General features: G+C 53.4%; 17 protein-coding genes. 11 read left to right on the top strand and 6 right to left on the bottom strand.

The window, feature by feature from the left end; genetic code table 11:
• The first annotated feature begins 3 nt into the window (after positions 1-3).
• Entirely contained in the window at positions 4-1167 is a 1164-nt protein-coding gene (gene lpxB, locus OLX08_RS01940; RefSeq protein WP_391482139.1) for a lipid-A-disaccharide synthase, read from the top strand.
• A 23-nt stretch (positions 1168-1190) separates the two neighbouring features.
• Here the strand turns inward: lpxB and mnmA are convergent, their stop codons facing one another.
• Positions 1191-2336 (bottom strand): tRNA 2-thiouridine(34) synthase MnmA, encoded by a 1146-nt coding sequence (gene mnmA, locus OLX08_RS01935; protein ID WP_391482138.1) that lies wholly within the window; start codon positions 2334-2336, stop codon positions 1191-1193.
• Between the two features lie 152 nt (positions 2337-2488).
• Here mnmA and OLX08_RS01930 point away from each other — a divergent pair, with 152 nt between their 5' ends.
• The 5 genes from OLX08_RS01930 (at position 2489) to OLX08_RS01910 (ending at position 8224) form a co-directional block, all read left to right on the top strand.
• Positions 2489-2761 (top strand): DUF1153 domain-containing protein, encoded by a 273-nt coding sequence (locus tag OLX08_RS01930; protein ID WP_391482137.1) that lies wholly within the window; start codon positions 2489-2491, stop codon positions 2759-2761.
• 117 nt (positions 2762-2878) lie between these two features.
• Positions 2879-3595: a response regulator transcription factor CtrA gene (gene ctrA, locus OLX08_RS01925; protein ID WP_391482136.1), complete on the top strand. Its 717-nt coding sequence runs from the start codon at positions 2879-2881 to the stop codon at positions 3593-3595.
• 167 nt (positions 3596-3762) lie between these two features.
• Positions 3763-5898 carry an NAD-dependent DNA ligase LigA gene (gene ligA, locus OLX08_RS01920; RefSeq protein ID WP_391482135.1) on the top strand — a complete coding sequence of 712 codons (2136 nt, stop codon included), beginning with the start codon at positions 3763-3765 and terminating at the stop codon, positions 5896-5898.
• A gap of 4 nt (positions 5899-5902) precedes the next feature.
• Positions 5903-7993 carry an ATP-dependent DNA helicase RecG gene (gene recG / locus OLX08_RS01915; protein ID WP_391482134.1) on the top strand — a complete coding sequence of 697 codons (2091 nt, stop codon included), beginning with the start codon at positions 5903-5905 and terminating at the stop codon, positions 7991-7993.
• 108 nt (positions 7994-8101) lie between these two features.
• Positions 8102-8224, top strand: a complete 123-nt coding sequence (locus OLX08_RS01910) for a hypothetical protein (protein WP_391482133.1) — start codon at positions 8102-8104, stop codon at positions 8222-8224.
• Positions 8225-8397: 173 nt separating this feature from the next.
• On the opposite strand, the gene OLX08_RS01905 is transcribed toward OLX08_RS01910, so the two are convergent.
• On the bottom strand, positions 8398-8850 hold the full coding sequence (locus OLX08_RS01905) for an iron-sulfur cluster assembly scaffold protein (protein ID WP_391482132.1): 453 nt from the start codon (positions 8848-8850) through the stop codon (positions 8398-8400).
• Between the two features lie 69 nt (positions 8851-8919).
• Between OLX08_RS01905 and hisI the strand changes: the two genes are divergently transcribed.
• Positions 8920-9264 carry a phosphoribosyl-AMP cyclohydrolase gene (gene hisI / locus OLX08_RS01900; protein ID WP_391482131.1) on the top strand — a complete coding sequence of 115 codons (345 nt, stop codon included), beginning with the start codon at positions 8920-8922 and terminating at the stop codon, positions 9262-9264.
• On the opposite strand, the gene gluQRS is transcribed toward hisI, so the two are convergent.
• The 4 genes from gluQRS to OLX08_RS01880 form a co-directional block, all read right to left on the bottom strand.
• A complete protein-coding gene (gene gluQRS, locus OLX08_RS01895; protein ID WP_391482130.1) occupies positions 9261-10118 on the bottom strand; it encodes a tRNA glutamyl-Q(34) synthetase GluQRS in 858 nt (285 codons plus the stop codon). The genes hisI and gluQRS overlap by 4 nt on opposite strands.
• Positions 10118-11473 carry a methylenetetrahydrofolate--tRNA-(uracil(54)-C(5))-methyltransferase (FADH(2)-oxidizing) TrmFO gene (gene trmFO, locus OLX08_RS01890; protein ID WP_391482129.1) on the bottom strand — a complete coding sequence of 452 codons (1356 nt, stop codon included), beginning with the start codon at positions 11471-11473 and terminating at the stop codon, positions 10118-10120. Before trmFO ends, gluQRS begins: the two co-directional genes overlap by 1 nt.
• Positions 11474-11718: 245 nt before the next feature.
• On the bottom strand, positions 11719-14496 hold the full coding sequence (gyrA, locus tag OLX08_RS01885) for a DNA gyrase subunit A (RefSeq protein WP_341245624.1): 2778 nt from the start codon (positions 14494-14496) through the stop codon (positions 11719-11721).
• Positions 14497-14614: 118 nt separating this feature from the next.
• On the bottom strand, positions 14615-15424 hold the full coding sequence (locus OLX08_RS01880) for an enoyl-CoA hydratase (protein ID WP_391482128.1): 810 nt from the start codon (positions 15422-15424) through the stop codon (positions 14615-14617).
• Between the two features lie 54 nt (positions 15425-15478).
• On the opposite strand from OLX08_RS01880, the gene OLX08_RS01875 reads away from it, so the two are divergent.
• The 4 genes from OLX08_RS01875 to OLX08_RS01860 all read left to right on the top strand — a co-directional run bounded on the left by OLX08_RS01875 (position 15479) and on the right by OLX08_RS01860 (position 17958).
• A complete protein-coding gene (locus OLX08_RS01875) occupies positions 15479-15904 on the top strand; it encodes a PaaI family thioesterase (protein WP_391482127.1) in 426 nt (141 codons plus the stop codon).
• Between the two features lie 151 nt (positions 15905-16055).
• Positions 16056-16514, top strand: coding sequence for a 50S ribosomal protein L13 (gene rplM / locus OLX08_RS01870; RefSeq protein ID WP_048597585.1), 459 nt, complete (start codon positions 16056-16058; stop codon positions 16512-16514).
• Between the two features lie 3 nt (positions 16515-16517).
• Entirely contained in the window at positions 16518-17009 is a 492-nt protein-coding gene (gene rpsI / locus OLX08_RS01865; protein ID WP_341245621.1) for a 30S ribosomal protein S9, read from the top strand.
• Positions 17010-17163: 154 nt separating this feature from the next.
• A complete protein-coding gene (locus tag OLX08_RS01860) occupies positions 17164-17958 on the top strand; it encodes an FkbM family methyltransferase (RefSeq protein WP_391482126.1) in 795 nt (264 codons plus the stop codon).
• The last annotated feature ends 33 nt before the right edge of the window (positions 17959-17991 follow it).

Here is a 17991-nt window from a genome sequence, read left to right as displayed (position 1 = left end):
GAGATGTCTGATCCTTTGAAAGTGTTCATCATCGCAGGTGAGCCATCGGGCGACGCACTTGGTGGTGATGTTATGGCGGGGCTGAAAGAGCTTTGTCCAAACATCACATTTCAGGGCATTGGCGGTTCAAATATGCAGGGCCAAGGTCTGGAAAGCCTGTTCGATATGTCAGAGCTGTCCGTGATGGGCTTGGCCGAGATACTGCCGAAATACCGCCACCTGAAACGGCGTATTTCACAAACTGCCCAAGCCGCCATTGCCGCGGCACCTGATGTAATCCTGACAATTGATAGCCCTGATTTTTGTCTCAGGGTCGCAAAGCTGGTCAAAGCGCAGCGCGATATTCACGTCGTTCATTACGTAGCACCCAGTGTGTGGGCATGGCGTCCGAAACGCGCACAGAAAATGGCCCGCCACGTAGATCAGGTCTTGGCCCTGTTACCGTTTGAGCCGCCCTTTATGCAGGCAGCGGGTATGCAATGCGATTTTGTCGGCCATCCCGTGGCCAATACTGCCCAGGCGAGCAGGCAAGACTGTGCGGCATTTCGTATGCGCCATCAAATTGCTGAGGACGCCCCTTTGGTTCTGGTTCTTCCGGGGTCTCGTGGTGGGGAAGTGCGGCGCCTGTCAGATGTGTTTGGGGAAGCGCTTGCGCATTTTCAGCAAACACACAGCAATGCGCGGTTTGTGTTGCCAGTAGCGCCTTCCGTAAGGGGCCTTGTAACTGAGCTAACGGCGAATTGGTCAGTCAAACCGATCCTGATCGACAGCGCAGATCAGCCCGAGAAGCTTTCCGCCTTTGGCGCGGCCAATATTGCGCTTGCAGCATCAGGGACTGTTTCGTTGGAACTTGCCGCCGCACAAACGCCGATGGTCATTGCCTATAAAATGAACTGGCTTACAGCGGCCATCATGCGCCGGTTGATGCGGGTGGATACAGTTACGCTGGTTAATCTGGTGTCTGAAACGCGGGTTGTGCCCGAATTTTTGATGAAAAACTGCACAGCCGAGGCTGTGGCGCAGGGCTTATCTACACTTTTTGCAAAACCAGCGACACAATCGGCTGCCTTAGACATCACGATGGATCGGCTGGGACGCGGGCAGGAGCGGGCAGGGCTGCGCGCCGCCCGGGCCATTTTGAGTGGTATCAACAAGTCGGTAGGCTAGGCTTTTCAATAACGGTTAAGGTCTCAGGCTCCGCGCCAAATCCAACCGCCGCCCAAAATACGCGTGCTGCCTTCTTCATAAAATACACAGGCCTGCCCGGGTGAGACACCTTCTTCCGCGCTCAGCAGTTCAACTTCCGCGAATCCCCCCGGCTTTGCGCGCAAAATTGCGGGCCGCGGCGGGCGGGTTGATCGCACTTTTACCAAAATTTCGCGTTCCGCGACTGCCTCAAACGCAGTATCGCCGAGCCAGTTGATCTCTTTGATTGGAATGTTGCGCGTTGCCAGCATGTCCTTTGGACCGACTACGACTTCTTTTGTATCCACATCCAGTTTCACCACATAAAGCGGCTCTGATAGCCCCCCAATTCCAAGGCCGCGTCGCTGACCAATGGTGTAGTGGATGACCCCTTCATGGGTGCCCAGAATGCGTCCATCCGCATGAACAATATTGCCCGGCTCCGCAGCACCGGGGCGCAGTTTTTCAATCACCTTGGCGTAGTCGCCATCAGGCACAAAACAAATGTCTTGGCTGTCAGGTTTATCCGCCACCGGTAGGCCGTATTTTTGGGCAAGGGCGCGTGTCGCTTCCTTGCTTGGCAAATGACCAAGGGGGAAGCGCAGATAGGACAATTGTTCTGGCGTGGTTGAGAACAAAAAGTATGACTGATCACGGTTGCTGTCTTCGGCTGAATGCAGCTCGGGACCGTTCGCACCCATCTTGCGCTGAATGTAGTGGCCGGTTGCCATGCAATCCGCCTCAAGGTCTTTGGCAGTTTCCAGCAGGTCTTTGAATTTCACCCGCTCGTTACACCGAATACAGGGTACGGGCGTTGCACCACCAAGGTAGCTTTCCGCGAACTCATCCATCACAGCGTCTTTGAAAATATTTTCATAATCAAGGACATAGTGGGGGAAGTTCATCTCTTCGGCGACGCGACGTGCATCGTGGATATCGCGACCCGCACAGCACGCACCCTTTTTGGCAAGAGCGGCCCCGTGGTCATAAAGTTGTAGCGTAACACCCACCACATCATAGCCTTCTTCAGCCAGTTGTGCAGCCACAACAGAGCTGTCGACGCCGCCGGACATGGCCACAACGACACGTGTCTCAGATGGCGGTTTTGCAAAGCCAAGTGAGTTAAGACCAGCGGTGTGATCGAGTGCCATAAGCGGTTCTCCGGGTGATGAGGTTAATCGCAAGTAACAGGTTTGTGCACAGATATAATAAAATTGCGCGTACTAACAAGGTGACGTTTCACCGCTCCTTAAGACACTTGGCTCAAACCGAACAGGACTTTGATACAAGACGAGGACGAAGAATGTTTTTGAAAAAGGTTGATGGCCCCCGATCAGTGACCCTGCCGGATGGTTCGATCATGACTCATGCTGATCTGCCACCCGCATCAACGCGGCGTTGGGTTGCATCGCGTAAGGCAGCTGTGGTGCGCGGGGTTGTCTATGGCCTGTTAAGCCAAAGTGATGCGTTGTCGCGCTATAGTTTGTCCGAAGAAGAATTCGAAAGTTGGTGCGACGCGGTCAGCAGTTACGGGCTTAAGGCTTTGCGTGCAACACATCTGCAAAGTTACCGTTAGCTTTATGCAACCTAGGGTGGTATGAGGTGTTATGGCTCACGCTAACCTTGTGTTAACTAATTGCCTGCACAGTGAGGTCGAAACACTTTACGCAAACGATCCACCGGAGATAAAATTATGCGAGTTCTGCTAGTCGAGGACGATCCTACGACCGCCAAAAGTATCGAAATGATGCTTACTCATGCCAATCTGAACGTCTACACGATGGATTTGGGCGAAGAAGGGATCGATCTGGCAAAGCTATATGACTACGACTTGATCGTTCTCGATCTTGGTCTGCCTGACATGAACGGCCACGAAGTTCTGCGCCAATTGCGCGTTAGCAAAATTGAGACGCCGATCCTGATCCTGTCTGGTTCCGCTGAGGTGGACGACAAAATCAAGGGCTTTGGCTTTGGCGCCGATGACTACATGGTCAAACCATTTCTGCGCGAAGAGCTTGTTGCGCGTATTCACGCGATCATTCGTCGTTCCAAAGGCCACTCACAGGCAGTTATTGGTACGGGCCAGATTGAGGTGAACTTGGATGCAAAAACTGTGTCTGCTGGTGGTCGTGCGATCCATTTGACAGGTAAAGAATACCAGATTCTTGAGTTGTTGAGCCTGCGCAAAGGTACAACACTGACCAAAGAAATGTTCCTGAACCACCTTTATGGCGGAATGGATGAACCTGAACTCAAGATTATTGATGTTTTCATCTGTAAGCTGCGCAAGAAATTGGCTCAGGCAACAGACGGTGACAATTATATCGAAACTGTTTGGGGGCGCGGCTATGTTTTGCGCGATCCGCAAACAGGTCTGGGTGATTTGGAGAAAATCGCCGTAAACGGCTGACCGTATCCGGTCACTGCGTAAAGAGTTTAGTTTTTCGGTAAGAGAGGTTCGCAATCGCGGCCTCTCTTTTCGTTTGTGCAGGGTGGATGAAAATCGGCACCAAGACTAGACGCCGCCACCCTGCCATTCTACCTATAGCGTCCAATCCACAGTGATGAGCGCGCCCCATGTCCCAGCCACTTTCCGATTTTGAAACGCCCGTTGAAAACTTGGACCCTAAGAAGGCCGCGCAAGAAGCCGAAACGCTTTCTCAGGTGTTGGCACAGGCAAATCAGCAGTATTATCAAGAAGATGCGCCGCAGCTGACAGATGCTGAGTTTGATCGCCTTAAGGCGCGCCTCGCCGAAATTGAGACAGCCTTTCCAGAGTTGCTGAAAAACAGCAGCCCCACGCAGCAAGTCGGCGCAGCGCCCGCAGATGGGTTTGGCAAAATCACCCATGCGGTTGCAATGCTGTCTTTGTCAAATGCGTTCAATGACGATGATGTTGCAGGATTTGATCAAAGCGTTCGCAAATATCTCGGGCTGGAAGGCGAAGCCCCGCTTGCCTTCACGTCCGAGCCAAAGATCGACGGGCTTTCGCTTTCTCTGCGCTACGAAGATGGCACACTTGTTCATGCAGCGACACGCGGTGACGGGACGACTGGTGAAAATGTAACGCCCAACGCCCGTACTATCGCAGACATTCCGCAACATCTGACCGGTGCGCCAGCAATCTTGGAGGTGCGTGGCGAAGTCTACATGAGCCACGAAGACTTCGCGGCCCTGAACGAAAGACAGTCTGCCCGCGGCGGAAAAGTATTTGCAAACCCGCGCAATGCAGCGGCAGGATCGCTGCGCCAGTTGGACCCAAATATCACTAAAAATCGCCCGTTAAGGTTTTTTGCATATGCATGGGGCGAGGTGTCTGCCCCCCTCGCAGACACTCAATTTGCAGCAATTGAGGCACTGTCTGAACTGGGATTTCAGACCAACCCGCTGACAAAGCGGCATGAAACTGTTGAGGTAATGATTGCGAACTACAACGCAATTGCCGAGGCGCGCGCACAACTGGGCTATGACATTGATGGTGTCGTTTACAAAGTTGATGATTTGGCTTTGCAGGCACGGTTGGGGTTTCGCTCAACCACGCCGCGGTGGGCAATTGCTCATAAGTTCCCTGCAGAGCTGGCGTTTACCACGCTGGAGGCGATCGATGTCCAAGTGGGGCGGACAGGCGCGTTGTCTCCCGTTGCGCGGCTGACGCCTGTAACGGTTGGCGGTGTTGTCGTATCCAACGCGACCCTGCACAACGAAGATTATATCGCCGGCAAAGACAGCAAAGGCGTTGAAATCCGCGGGGGCCGTGATATTCGCGTTGGTGATTTCGTTGAGGTTTACCGTGCGGGTGATGTAATTCCTAAAATCCGTGATGTTGATGTGAGCAAGCGTGCTGACACTGCAGCGCCGTTTGAGTTTCCAACATCCTGCTCTGAATGTGGCTCGCCTGCAGTGCGCGAAGAAGGCGATGCAGTTCGCCGTTGTACCGGCGGCATTGTATGCCCGGCCCAAGCTGTTGAAAAACTAAAACACTTTGTCAGCCGCGCGGCTTTTGACATTGATGGGCTTGGATCAAAACAAGTTGAGCAATTCTACAAAGACGGTTGGGTCCGGGAGCCGGCGGAAATTTTCACGTTGCGCGCGCGGTTTGGCAGCGGCTTGCAGCAATTGAAAAACCGTGAAGGGTGGGGTGAAAAATCTGCCAACGGGTTGTTTGACGCCATCGATCTATGCCGCACTGTGCCACTTAACCGTGTGATTTTTGGCCTTGGCATTCGCCATGTGGGCGAGGCTGGTGCCAAGCTCCTTGCCCAAACATATCTCAGTTGGGATGCGTTCGAGAACGCGATACGTGAGGCGTCTGACCCACAAAGCACGGCTTGGGCGGACCTTTTGAGCATCGATGGCGTTGGCGAGGTGATGGCCCAGTCGGTCGTTTCTACTTTTGCTAACGCTGTTGAGCGCGCCGCAATTGATCGTCTTGTGGCGGAACTTAGCATTGAAGACATGGCCCAGATTGCCGCTTCAGATAGCCCTGTTGCTGGCAAAATCGTCGTTTTCACGGGCACCCTGACGCGGATGAGCCGCGCAGAGGCCAAAGCGCAGGCCGAAGACCTTGGTGCCAAAGTTTCGGGTTCTGTATCAGCAAAAACGGATTTACTTGTTGCAGGTGCGGCAGCAGGTTCAAAGGCTGCTAAGGCGGAAAAACTGGGCGTTGAGGTTATTGATGAAGACGCTTGGCTTTCATTGATCGGTCGAGGCTAGGGGATTGGCAGGCCGTCCAGAAATCCTTTTTCCTTTGTTTGCAGGGCTCGAAACTTTGCAAGGGATCGGGCCGAAGACGTCTAAACTATTTGAGAACCTACACGTCAGCACGCCGAAAGATCTGCTTTTTACGCTGCCGCATGCAATTGTTGACCGGCGCCTGCGGCCAAGTATTGACGGTGCGCTCACGGGGGATGTGGTTACCGTTGCGGTTGAGGTTGAACAACACAGACCCGCTGCACGCAAAGGCGGCGCGACACGCGTTTTTGTGAATGACGGTCATATAACATTCGCGTTGGTCTTCTTTCATGCCCATATTCGCTATATTGAGGCACAGCTACCCGTTGGTGCACGCCGGATTATTTCAGGAAAAATTGAGTATTTTGATGGGCTTGCGCAGATTGTGCATCCAGATCACATGCTCGCAGAGGCGGATGTGCACGCTATCCCGCCGTTTGAACCGGTCTACCCTCTAACGGCGGGGATCACCCAAAAAGTCATGTTGAAAGCCAGTGGGTCAGCGTTGGCGCGCGCCCCAAAAGTGGCTGAGTGGATTGATCCAAACCTGAAGCAGCGTGAAAACTGGCCTGATTGGGATGCCGCTCTTTTGGCCGCTCATAGGCCTGCAGCGCCGTTAGTTGATGGCATGTCTGATCCTGCGCGCTTGCGCTTGGCTTATGACGAAGTGTTTGCCCATCAACTGACCCTCGCGTTAGCCCGCTCGACCGCGCGCGCGGCCAAAGGCCGAAGCAGTGTGGGAACGGGGCACCTGCAAAGCCACGTGTTGAACAGTCTGCTCTATGCGCCGACTGGGGCCCAAAGCCGTGCAATCGCTGAGATTGCGCAAGATTTGGCCGCGCCGCACCGTATGAACCGCCTTCTGCAAGGGGATGTCGGTGCTGGCAAAACCCTTGTGGCGATGCAGGCTTTGCTGATGGCTGTCGAAGCTGGTGGGCAGGGTGTGATGATGGCGCCGACAGAAATCCTAGCGCGGCAACATCTTGAGGGGTTGCAACCTCTGGCCCAGAGTGCCGGTGTGAATTTGGAATTGCTCACCGGCCGTGACAAAGGCAAAGAGCGTGCGCGCAAGCTGGCAGCACTGGCCAGCGGTGAGATCAAGATCTTGGTCGGCACCCATGCTGTGTTTCAAAAAGACGTTGAGTTTTGCGATCTGCGTCTGGCGGTTGTGGATGAGCAGCATAGGTTCGGTGTGCGCCAACGAATGGAGCTTGGCGCCAAGGGGCAGGCGGTTGATATGCTGGTGATGACAGCCACGCCAATTCCGCGCACCTTGTCGCTGGCCCACTACGGTGATCTGGATATTTCCGTGCTTGATGAAAAACCCCCCGGTCGCCAACCGATTAAAACCGCCTTAGTGCAGACATCACGGATGAAGGAAGTGGTCAGCCATCTGCGCGCTGCGGTCGCCAAAGGCCAGCAAGCCTATTGGGTCTGCCCGTTGGTGGAAGAGAGCGAGCTAAGCGATATGACCGCCGCCGAAGAACGGTTCACACGCCTGCGTGCAGAGCTGGGTGAGGGGGCCGTTGGTCTGGTTCATGGTCAAATGCCGCCTGCTGAAAAAGACGCGGCAATGGCGGATTTTATTGCAGGAAAGACCCAGGTTTTGGTGGCGACAACCGTTATCGAAGTAGGCGTCAATGTGCCGAACGCGACCATCATGGTGATTGAGCGCGCTGAGAATTTCGGGCTTGCCCAGTTGCACCAGTTGCGCGGGCGTGTCGGTCGTGGCGCGGGTGCGTCTACGTGTCTGCTTTTGTATCAGGCACCTCTTGGTGAAACTGGGCGCCGCCGTCTCGAGATATTGCGCGAAACAGAAGATGGGTTCGTCATTGCTGAGGAAGACCTTGCAATGCGCGGGGCGGGGGACATGATTGGCTCTGCACAGTCGGGCTTGCCACGGTTTCGGGTCGCGGATCCGGACCGGCACAGTAATCTTATGGAAATCGCTCAAAAAGATGCGCGTAAACTGTTGTCGGATGATCCTGCGTTAACCTCTGAGCGTGGAAAAGCGGCCCGTGTTCTTTTGTGGCTTATGGAACAAGATAAAGCAATTCGTTTAATATCAGTAGGTTAGGTTCATCTGGAACATTTTGTTCACTTTTGTTCTCAAAAAGTTCTTTACTTTGGTTAACTCAAATGAGAACAAAGGTGAAACAAATGCATAGTTGCAAAGGAGCTACCCATGATTGCTGATGTGAAAAACATTATTCGCCGCTCACAAACGACGTTGGTTCAAGACATGTTCACAGTATCTGCCATTGTAGCAATGACTGTGGTGGCGCTCACTTTGCCGGCATTTATGTAAAGACACTGTCTACGATCTATCTTGGTGCGGGTATGATATCTGACCCCCCAAACAGGTGATATCGCGTTACTGCCTGACGTACTTATCGGATTGCCTCTTCGATAAACCAATCTGCACCACATGTGCCTGATCGTTACTGACCGCTATCTTCTCCCACGAAGGTAGCGGTTTTTTTATGTGCCCTGAGTATCTGACCCACCGCTAATCGCATCACATGCCGCATTAAGAGCGAGCATGATTGAGGCGTGTCGGTTTTTGTAATCTTTGGCCGCGCGCAGAACTTCAAGGCCGTCAAAAGGGGCCTGCGGAACTGGGCCATCCTCTGCCAGCAACTTTGCCAAAGCGTCACGCGTTGCAACAACTTGCGAGGTGTTACGTCCAACAATGTTTTTTGCCACAACAGACGCAGCCGCTTGACCCAAGGCACAGGCTTTCACGTCATGTGCGTAATCACGGATGACACCGTCTTCGACCAGCAGATCAACCGTAACGCTTGAACCACACAGCGGGGCCCGGCGTTTGGCGCTGTGGCTTGGGGCATCCAGGCGGCCAACACGCGACAACTCTGTTGTAAGCTGCAAAATCTGCGCCGAGTAGAGCTTCATCAGGTCTGCTTCGTTGGACATGTGCGCGAGGCCTTTTGTTTCACTCGACTGACAGATAGGACGGTGGAGGACAGTTGGAAAGGCACTGTGATGAAGTTTGATCCGAATTCTCTAAAGTTCAACGATGCGAGCCTGTTGCCGGTGATTGCACAGGATGTGGACAGTCATGAGGTTTTGATGCTGGCATGGATGAACGCTGAGGCCGTCAGCCGCACGCTGAAGACGGGGCAGGTGACGTATTGGTCTCGCTCGCGGGCAGAGTTTTGGGTGAAGGGTGCCACATCGGGGCACACACAAGAATTGGTTCAGATGCAGATTGATTGCGACCGCGATTGTATCTTGGTGAGTGTTCGCCAAACCGGTCCGGCCTGCCATACAGGCGCGCGAACCTGCTTTTTCACAGACGTAACCGGCGGCACTGAGGTGACGAGCTAAAGCCCAATTAGCCTGCGAATGTCTTCGCTGCTTAAGCCCTGCGCACGGTAGGTGGAAAGCGCGCGTGCGTCATCGCGTTTTGCCAGCCGTTTACCTGCGTCATCGCGGATCAAACGGTGGTGATGATACTGCGGTGTTGGAAGGTTAAGCAAACGTTGCAAAACCACATGGATGGCTGTGGCGCTTTCAAGATCCTCGCCGCGGACAACATCCGTGACGCCTTGCGCTGCGTCATCGACCACCACGGAAAGATGATAGGAAGTTCCCATATCCCGCCGCGCCAAGACGACATCGCCGACAGTGGTAACAAGCTCGGGCGCGGTGATTTGAACGGGTGCGCCGTTGTTTGTGTAGGTGATTGGCGTCTTATAAACTTCAAGCGCCGCAACAGCCGCAGTCATATCAAGACGCAGCACTGCATCAGATGGCATGTCATCCGCGGCCCGGCTGTGATGGGTTGGTGGCACGTAGCAAAGGCGCGGATAGATCACACCATCAGGTCCCAATAATGGCGCGCCTTCTTGGGGGGCGTTAACAGCTGCTGCAATATCTGCGCGGCGGCAGTTACATGGATAGAGATAACCAGAGCACCACAATTCATTCAACGCAGAGCGGTACCTCGCAAGGTGATCCGATTGTCGGATTGGGGCGGCGTCCCACTGAAGCCCCAACCAAGAAAGATCATCGTAAATTTGCTGTTCCCACGCGTCCCGTGCCCGTGACCGGTCAATGTCTTCGATCCGCAGCAAAAAGGTTCCGCCCTGTGCGCGGGCTAGGTCGTGGGCAAAAATCGCGGAGTACGCGTGACCAAGATGAAGCGGCCCTGTGGGGGACGGTGCAAAGCGCGTGATCATCACTCGGCTGCGAGTTTTTCCTGACCTAACCAGCCAAGCCATTCTGCTTTGGCGCGATCCGTATAGGCTTTGTAGCGATCCTTGCGGCCTTTGCGGCCCCCTTTGAGCCCATCAACTGGGGGGAAAAGCCCGAAGTTGACATTCATAGGCTGGAAGGTTTTTGCATCCGCCCCGCCTGTAATGTGGCTGACCAATGCGCCCATTGCGGTTACTTGCGGCACCGCAGGTAGGTCGTCACCGTTGATTTCTGCAGCAGCCATGCGGCCAGCAAGCAAGCCCATCGCCGCTGATTCAACGTAACCTTCAACACCAGTGATCTGACCCGCAAAGCGCAGATTAGGGTTGTTTTTTAACTTCATATCATGGGTAAGCAATGTGGGAGAGTTAAGAAACGTATTGCGGTGAATGCCACCAAGACGCGCAAACTCTGCATTCTCAAGGCCGGGGATCATGCGGAGCACTTCTTTTTGAGCCCCGTAGGTCATCTTGGTTTGAAAGCCGACGATGTTATAAAGTGTGCCCAAGGCATTGTCGCGACGCAATTGCACAACCGCATAAGGTTTGTCTTCTGGCGCGTGCGGGTTTGTCAAACCAACGGGTTTCATCGGACCAAAACGCAGCGTCTCGCGACCGCGTTCGGCCATTACCTCAACTGGCAGGCACCCATCGAAATATTTGGCGGTCTCACCGTCTTTAAACTGGGTTTTATCCGCTGCCATCAACGCATCGATAAAGGCCTCATACCGGGCTTTGTCCATCGGGCAGTTAAGGTACGCGGTACGCTCTTCTTCGGTTTCGCCCTTGTCATAGCGCGACTGCATCCACGCTTGCGACATGTCGATCGTGTCAAAATAGATGATAGGGGCGATTGCGTCGAAAAAGGCCAAGGCTTGGGCGCCCGTCGCTTTGGCAATGGATGCTGACAGCGCGTCTGATGTCAGGGGACCTGTCGCCACAATCCAATGGCCGTCATCGGGAAGCTCGGTGATTTCGTCGTAGCTGACCGAGATGTTTGGGTGCGCCTTCAAGGCGGCCGTGACGGATTCTGCGAAGGGCTCGCGATCAACAGCCAGCGCGCCACCAGCGGGGATGCGGTGCTTTTCAGCGATGTTCATGATCAAGCCGTTGGCTTGGCGCATCTCCCAATGCAGCAGACCGACGGCGTTCTGCTCATTATCGTCCGAACGGAAAGAATTTGAGCATACCATTTCACCAAGGTTGCCCGTTTGGTGCGCGAAGGTGCCAACTTTGGGCCGCATTTCGTGGATCACCACAGAGATGCCCTGATTTGCTGCCTGCCATGCGGCTTCCGATCCGGCCATTCCGCCGCCGATGATATTGAGTGTTTTTGTCATATGCAGCAGGTAATCCAGCCTGCCGCGCAAATCAATGAAAACGATGTCGTAACTTGCATCATCTTCGAAGTGGATTGCGCACAGAAGTCTAAACGCAATGACCCCCGACGTTGGAAGCGTCGGGGGTCATTAAGTGACCGGGTTGGAGGACCCGCATTAACTTGCCTCATTGTTACCAAACAAAGCCTCAATTGCGCCACAATTAATTTGCGAACAATCGAAATTAATGCGGAAACAGTCCTTTTCTATGCGTCGGCCGAAGTGTCGGGTGCAGCGTCGCCACCGTCTTCTACATCAGCATCTTCCGCTGTCTGATCCGCAATCCAAGCCACGCTTACGACTTTTTCACCTTTAGATGTATCAAATACTTTCACACCACCAGCGCTACGCGACCTAAAGCTAATGCCTTCAACAGGGACGCGAATGGACTGACCTTTGCTGGTCACCAACATGATCTGATCTTCCAACTCAATCGGGAAGGAAGCGACGATCTGACCGCCGCGCATGGCTTTATCCATTGCCTGCACACCCATGCCGCCGCGTCCACGCAGCGGATAGTCATGGCTGGATGACATTTTGCCCGCACCGTTTTCCGTGATGGTCAGGATCAGGTTCTCGGAAGCAGACATTTCGACGTAACGCTCTTGGGGCAGGTTAATATCAGCAACTGCTTCTTCATCTGCTGCATCAACTTCGTCTGTTAAGCCTGCCACAAGTCTACGCATTTTCAAATATGCAGCACGTTCTTCCGATGATGCCTCGAAGTGGCGGATGATCGACATTGAGACAACAGTATCATCGCCTGCAAGTTTAACACCGCGCACACCGACCGAGGCCCGTGAGTTGAAGATACGGACGTCTGTTGCTTTAAATCGGATGGCGCGACCTGAGTTGGTCACCAACATGACATCATCGTCGTTCGACGCGATGCGTGCGTTGATAAGTGTGGTGTTCTCGTGCTCGCCCTCAAACTTCATCGCGATTTTGCCGTTGCGCATGACGTTCGTGAAATCGGAAAGCTTGTTGCGGCGCACGGTGCCCGCGGATGTTGCGAAGACAACCTGCAGATCGTCCCACTCTTTTTCATCACGGTCCACCGGCATGATCGCAGCAATCGACACACCCTGCGGGATGGGCAGGATATTGACGATTGCTTTGCCTTTTGATGTGCGTGAGCCTTGGGGCAGGCGCCACGTCTTGAGCTTGTAAACCATGCCATCTGTCGTGAAGAACAGCAGTTGCGTGTGGGTATTAGCTACAAACAGCGATGTGACCACGTCTTCGTCTTTGGTCGCCATGCCGGACAAGCCTTTGCCACCGCGACGTTGGGCGCGGAAGTCAGCAAGCGGTGTCCGCTTGATGTAGCCACCTTGGGTAATTGTGACGACCATGTCTTCGCGTTCGATCAGGTCCTCGTCTTCCATGTCGCCGGACCAATCGACGATCTCTGTACGGCGCGGCACCGCATATGCGTCACGAACTTCGGTCAGCTCATCAGTGATGATGCCCATGATACGCTCGCGAGAGCGCAAGATATCAAGGTATTCGGTGATTTTGGCCGCAAGTGCTTCCAACTCATCCGTGACTTCGGACACGCCAAGCTGTGTTAGGCGTTGCAGGCGCAATTCAAGGATGGCGCGCGCCTGAGTCTCAGACAGATTATATGTACCGTCTTCATTGGCCTTATGGGTCGGATCATCGATCAACTTGATGTAGGCCAAAATATCTTGGGCGGGCCAGCGGCGCGTCATCAGTTTTTCACGGGCCTCAGCAGCATCGGCAGAGGACCGGATCGTTGCAACGATCTCATCCACATTTGATACAGCCACAGCCAAACCACACAGTACGTGACTACGTTCGCGGGCTTTGCGCAAATCAAAGGCGGTGCGGCGCGCCACGACTTCTTCGCGGAAAGCAATAAACGATGTCAGGAACTTACGGAGTGTAAGTTGTTCGGGCTTGCCGCCGTTCAGGGCCAACATGTTGGCACCAAAGCTTGTTTGCATGGGGGTAAAGCGGAACAACTGGTTGAGAACGACTTCAGCTGTCGCGTCCCGTTTTAGCTCAATAACAACGCGCACACCGTTACGGTCAGATTCGTCTTGAACGTGGCTGATGCCTTCGATCTTTTTCTCGCGAACTTGTTCCGCGATTTTGTCGATCATAGAGGCTTTGTTCACCTGATAGGGGATTTCGTCGATCACAATCGCCCAACGATCCTTACGTATTTCCTCAACGCGGGTTTTGGAGCGGATCACAACGCTGCCACGTCCCTCAAGATAGGCCTTACGCGCGCCAGAGCGGCCCAACATAATGCCGCCCGTTGGAAAATCAGGACCTGGAATATAGTCAATCAGCTGCTCTGAAGTTAGATCAGGCTGCTCAATAAGCGCCAAAGTGGCATCGATTACCTCGCCCAAGTTATGGGGTGGGATATTTGTGGCCATACCAACAGCAATACCGCCAGCACCGTTGACCAGCATGTTTGGAAAACGTGCGGGCAGAACAGTCGGCTCAGTATCTTTGCCGTCGTAGTTGTCTTGGAAATCAACGGTCTCTTTTTCAATATCTGCAAGCAACGCACCTGCCGGTTTGTCCATGCGGACTTCGGTATAGCGCATGGCAGCCGCGTTATCGCCGTCCATGGAGCCGAAGTTACCCTGACCATCCAGCAGCGGAAGCGACATTGAGAAATCTTGGGCCATCCGGACAAGAGCGTCGTAAATCGCGCTGTCGCCGTGGGGGTGATATTTACCCATCACATCGCCAACAGGGCGGGCAGACTTACGATAGGACTTTTCGGCGGTATTACCTGTTTCATGCATCGCATAAAGGATGCGGCGGTGCACAGGTTTCAGACCATCACGCAGGTCAGGGATCGCACGGCTGACGATGACCGACATCGCGTAATCAAGATAGGCCGTTTTCATCTCATCGACGATGTCGACTTGCGGTCCGTCGTAAACATACCCTTGAACAGTGTTTTCTTCTTCGTTTTCAGGTGTTTCTGGCGTGTCGCTCATGTGATACCTTAACTTTCCATGCGCACTATGGCTCGCGCGCTATATATTGTTATCAAAACAATAGCACTTCCTGCATATGGGGTGCAATGGGGCGTTCAGGTCGAATTTCAAGCGGCGCTTAGCTGTTGGTGATATCCCAGTTTGGTTTACGCTTTTCATTGAAGGCCGTAATGCCTTCAGCGGTGTCTTCATCAGCCATATTTTGAACCATCACGTCACGGGTAAAAGCATATGCATCTGCCACGGGCATTTCGAGTTGATCGTAAAACGCGCCCTTACCAAGACGCACAGCAGTCCCCAGTTTAGCGGCAACCGTTTCGGCCAAATCGCGTGTCACGGACGCCAGTTTGCTGGGTTCCGCGATACGGTTGATCAGTCCGAGTTCAAGCGCGCGATTGGTGTCAATGAAGTCACCGGTTACGAGCATTTCAAAGGCCTGCTTACGGGGCAGATTGCGCGACAGGGCCACCATGGGCGTTGAGCAAAACAGCCCGATGTTTACACCATTAACTGCAAACCGTGTTCCTTCAGCCGCGACAGCCATATCGCAGGCGGCAACGAGCTGACATCCTGCGGCAGCGGCGACACCATGAACTTGCGCAATGACGGGTTGGGGCAGGGTACGAATGGCGGTCATCATCTGCGCGCATGCATCGAAAAGGGCAGTCAGCTCACGGGCACCAGCATCCGGACCTTCGCGCATTGCTTGCATTTCTTTGAGGTTGTGACCCGCGCAAAAGGCTTTGCCGGCCCCGCTGAGAACAACGCATCGGATGTCTTGATCGGCGGCAATATCCACAAACAGTGCGGTCAGTGCCCCAATCATCTGACTTGAAAGAGCGTTAAGCGTTTGCGGTGTTGCTAACTCAATGTACGCGACGCCGTTCGCATCACAACGGGTATAAAGAGACGTTTGCGTATCAGTCATCTTGTTCCTCACAATCTTGTGGCTACAGTAGGGCCGAAATTGTTGAGAGTTGCAATGACTGACCCACTTCTTACTGCCGCAGAGCTGACCGCATTTTTGGCGCGGGATTTTGAACAAGTGAAGGACGACTTCACTGTTGATGAAATCACGGCACACGGGATCAAGCTGCGTCTTAACGTGGCCGAGAGGCACTTGCGCCCCGGCGGCACAGTATCTGGGCCTGCGATGTTTGGGCTGGCCGATGTAGGGGCGTATCTGGCAATTTTATCGCGCATCGGTCTTGAGGCGCTGACGGTGACCACGAACTGTAGTATCGATTTTATGCGCAAACCTATCGCAGGTAAAGATGTGATCTGTGACGTGCGGCTGTTGAAGCTGGGACGGCAACTGGCAGTTTGTGATGCACTTGTGTTCAGTGTTGGAGATGATCGGCCGGTTGCCCGTGCGTCATTGACCTATTCCATCCCGCCAAAGCAGTAATTTGCTGGGGTATTTTAATACCTATTTTTTAAGCTACTGATTATGAACGGTTTTTCGCTGTTTTGTGTTGTTGACTGCTATTTTTGCGCCTATATAAGGGCGCAATCGAATACCCGCGGAGCCTTTCCGCTGACATTCCAAGGATAGAAACATGAAAACCTTCACTGCGACACCCGCAGACATCGACAAGAAGTGGATCATCATCGACGCTGAAGGCGTGGTGCTGGGCCGTCTTGCGTCGATTGTTGCGATGCGTCTTCGCGGCAAGCACAAGCCGTCGTTCACGCCCCACATGGACATGGGTGACAACGTCATCATCATCAACGCTGACAAAGTTCAGTTGACTGGTAAGAAACGCGAAGAGCGTTACTACTGGCACACTGGCTACCCAGGTGGCATCAAATACCGTACCAAAGAGCAAATCTTGGAAGGTGATCACCCTGAGCGCGTTGTAACACTTGCGATCAAACGCATGTTGCCAGGCAACCGCCTGTCACGCCAGCAAATGACGAACCTGCGTGTATATGCAGGCGCCGAGCACCCCCACGAGGCGCAAAGCCCCGAAGTGCTGGACGTCAAATCCATGAACTCAAAGAACACGAGGGTCTGATAGATGGCTGAAGAAATCAAAAGCCTCGATGAGCTGAACGCAGTTGCCGAAGGCACTGTTGCAGCAGCAGAAGTTGAGATGACCCCACGCGAGCCCGTCCGTGACGACCTTGGTCGTTCTTATGCAACTGGTAAACGTAAAGACGCGGTTGCACGCGTTTGGATCAAGCCAGGCTCCGGCAAAGTTGTTGTGAACGGTAAAGAGATGAAGGTCTATTTTGCACGCCCCGTGCTGCAAATGATCCTGCGTCAGCCTTTCACAGTCTCTGGTACAGAAGATCAGTTCGACGTGATGGCGACTGTCAAAGGTGGCGGTCTTTCTGGTCAAGCTGGTGCGGTTAAGCACGGCATTTCCAAAGCATTGCAACTGTACGACCCCAGCCTGCGTGGCGCGTTGAAAGCCGCTGGCTTCCTCACACGCGACAGCCGTGTTGTTGAGCGTAAGAAATACGGTAAAGCAAAAGCGCGTAAGAGCTTCCAGTTCTCAAAGCGCTAAGTTTTACGTTCATTATTCAAGAAAGCCCTGCCAACTGGTGGGGCTTTTTTGTATTTCGCGTCACGTTAGCACCTGCAAGCGCTCCGGCAGTATTCATGTAACTTTAAGTTGGTAGTGCTTTTCTGACTGAAATCGTCACAGTGGTGAGTACTAGGTGAAACATTTTATTCGGACAGGTATTCAACGGCTAGCGGCTCGGAATGAGGTATTTGTTGGAGGTCTTGCCGCGCAGGCTGATGTGTCTGCGGCTATTTCACTTTTGCGACCTGTCTCAATCCAGACCCCTTTGATCCGGATCGGCGGGCAGGGTGACGGCGGGTACCTGTTACCAGACGATTTGGATGGAATTGATGCGTGTTTCTCACCAGGTGTTGATGATGTTGCGACGTTCGAAACACAGCTTGCGCATGATTATCACATTCCGTGTTTTCTGGCCGATGCGAGTGTCAATCAAGCCCCAAGTAAGCATCCGCTGATTACCTTTGAGCAAAAATTCATTGGGAGCGATGTTGCTGAAAACTTCATGGATCTTGAGGATTGGGTTGCGCAGCGGCAAGCAGGGACAGGTGATTTGGTATTGCAGATGGATGTTGAAGGCGCGGAATTCGATATATTTGCGCACCTTTCAGACGCTACGTTGATGCGCTTTCGAACCATCGTTATCGAACTGCATCACTTGCACAATTTATTCTCTCGGGGTGCTTTGCCGCTGATTAGCAGTTTTTTCCGCAAATTAACCAAATTTCACCACGTGGTGCATTTGCATCCTAACAATTGTGCACCTGTGGTAAGCCGAAATGGCATTTCGGTTCCGCCGCTTCTTGAGGTTACGCTTCATCGAAAAGATCGCTGCGGTCTAACGCATCAACAGCTCAGCTTTCCGCATTCTCTTGATCGACCCAACGTTAATGAGATGCCTGATATCGAATTACCTTCCTGCTGGCGATAAACCCGTTTGCACAGGACGCAATTCCCTTGCAAA

Origin of the sequence: Nereida ignava, from assembly GCF_047114695.1 — a bacterium.
GTDB lineage: Bacteria > Pseudomonadota > Alphaproteobacteria > Rhodobacterales > Rhodobacteraceae > Nereida > Nereida ignava.
The sequence above is the reverse complement of the archived record's forward strand: the minus strand, read 5'-3'. Positions and strand labels throughout refer to the sequence as shown.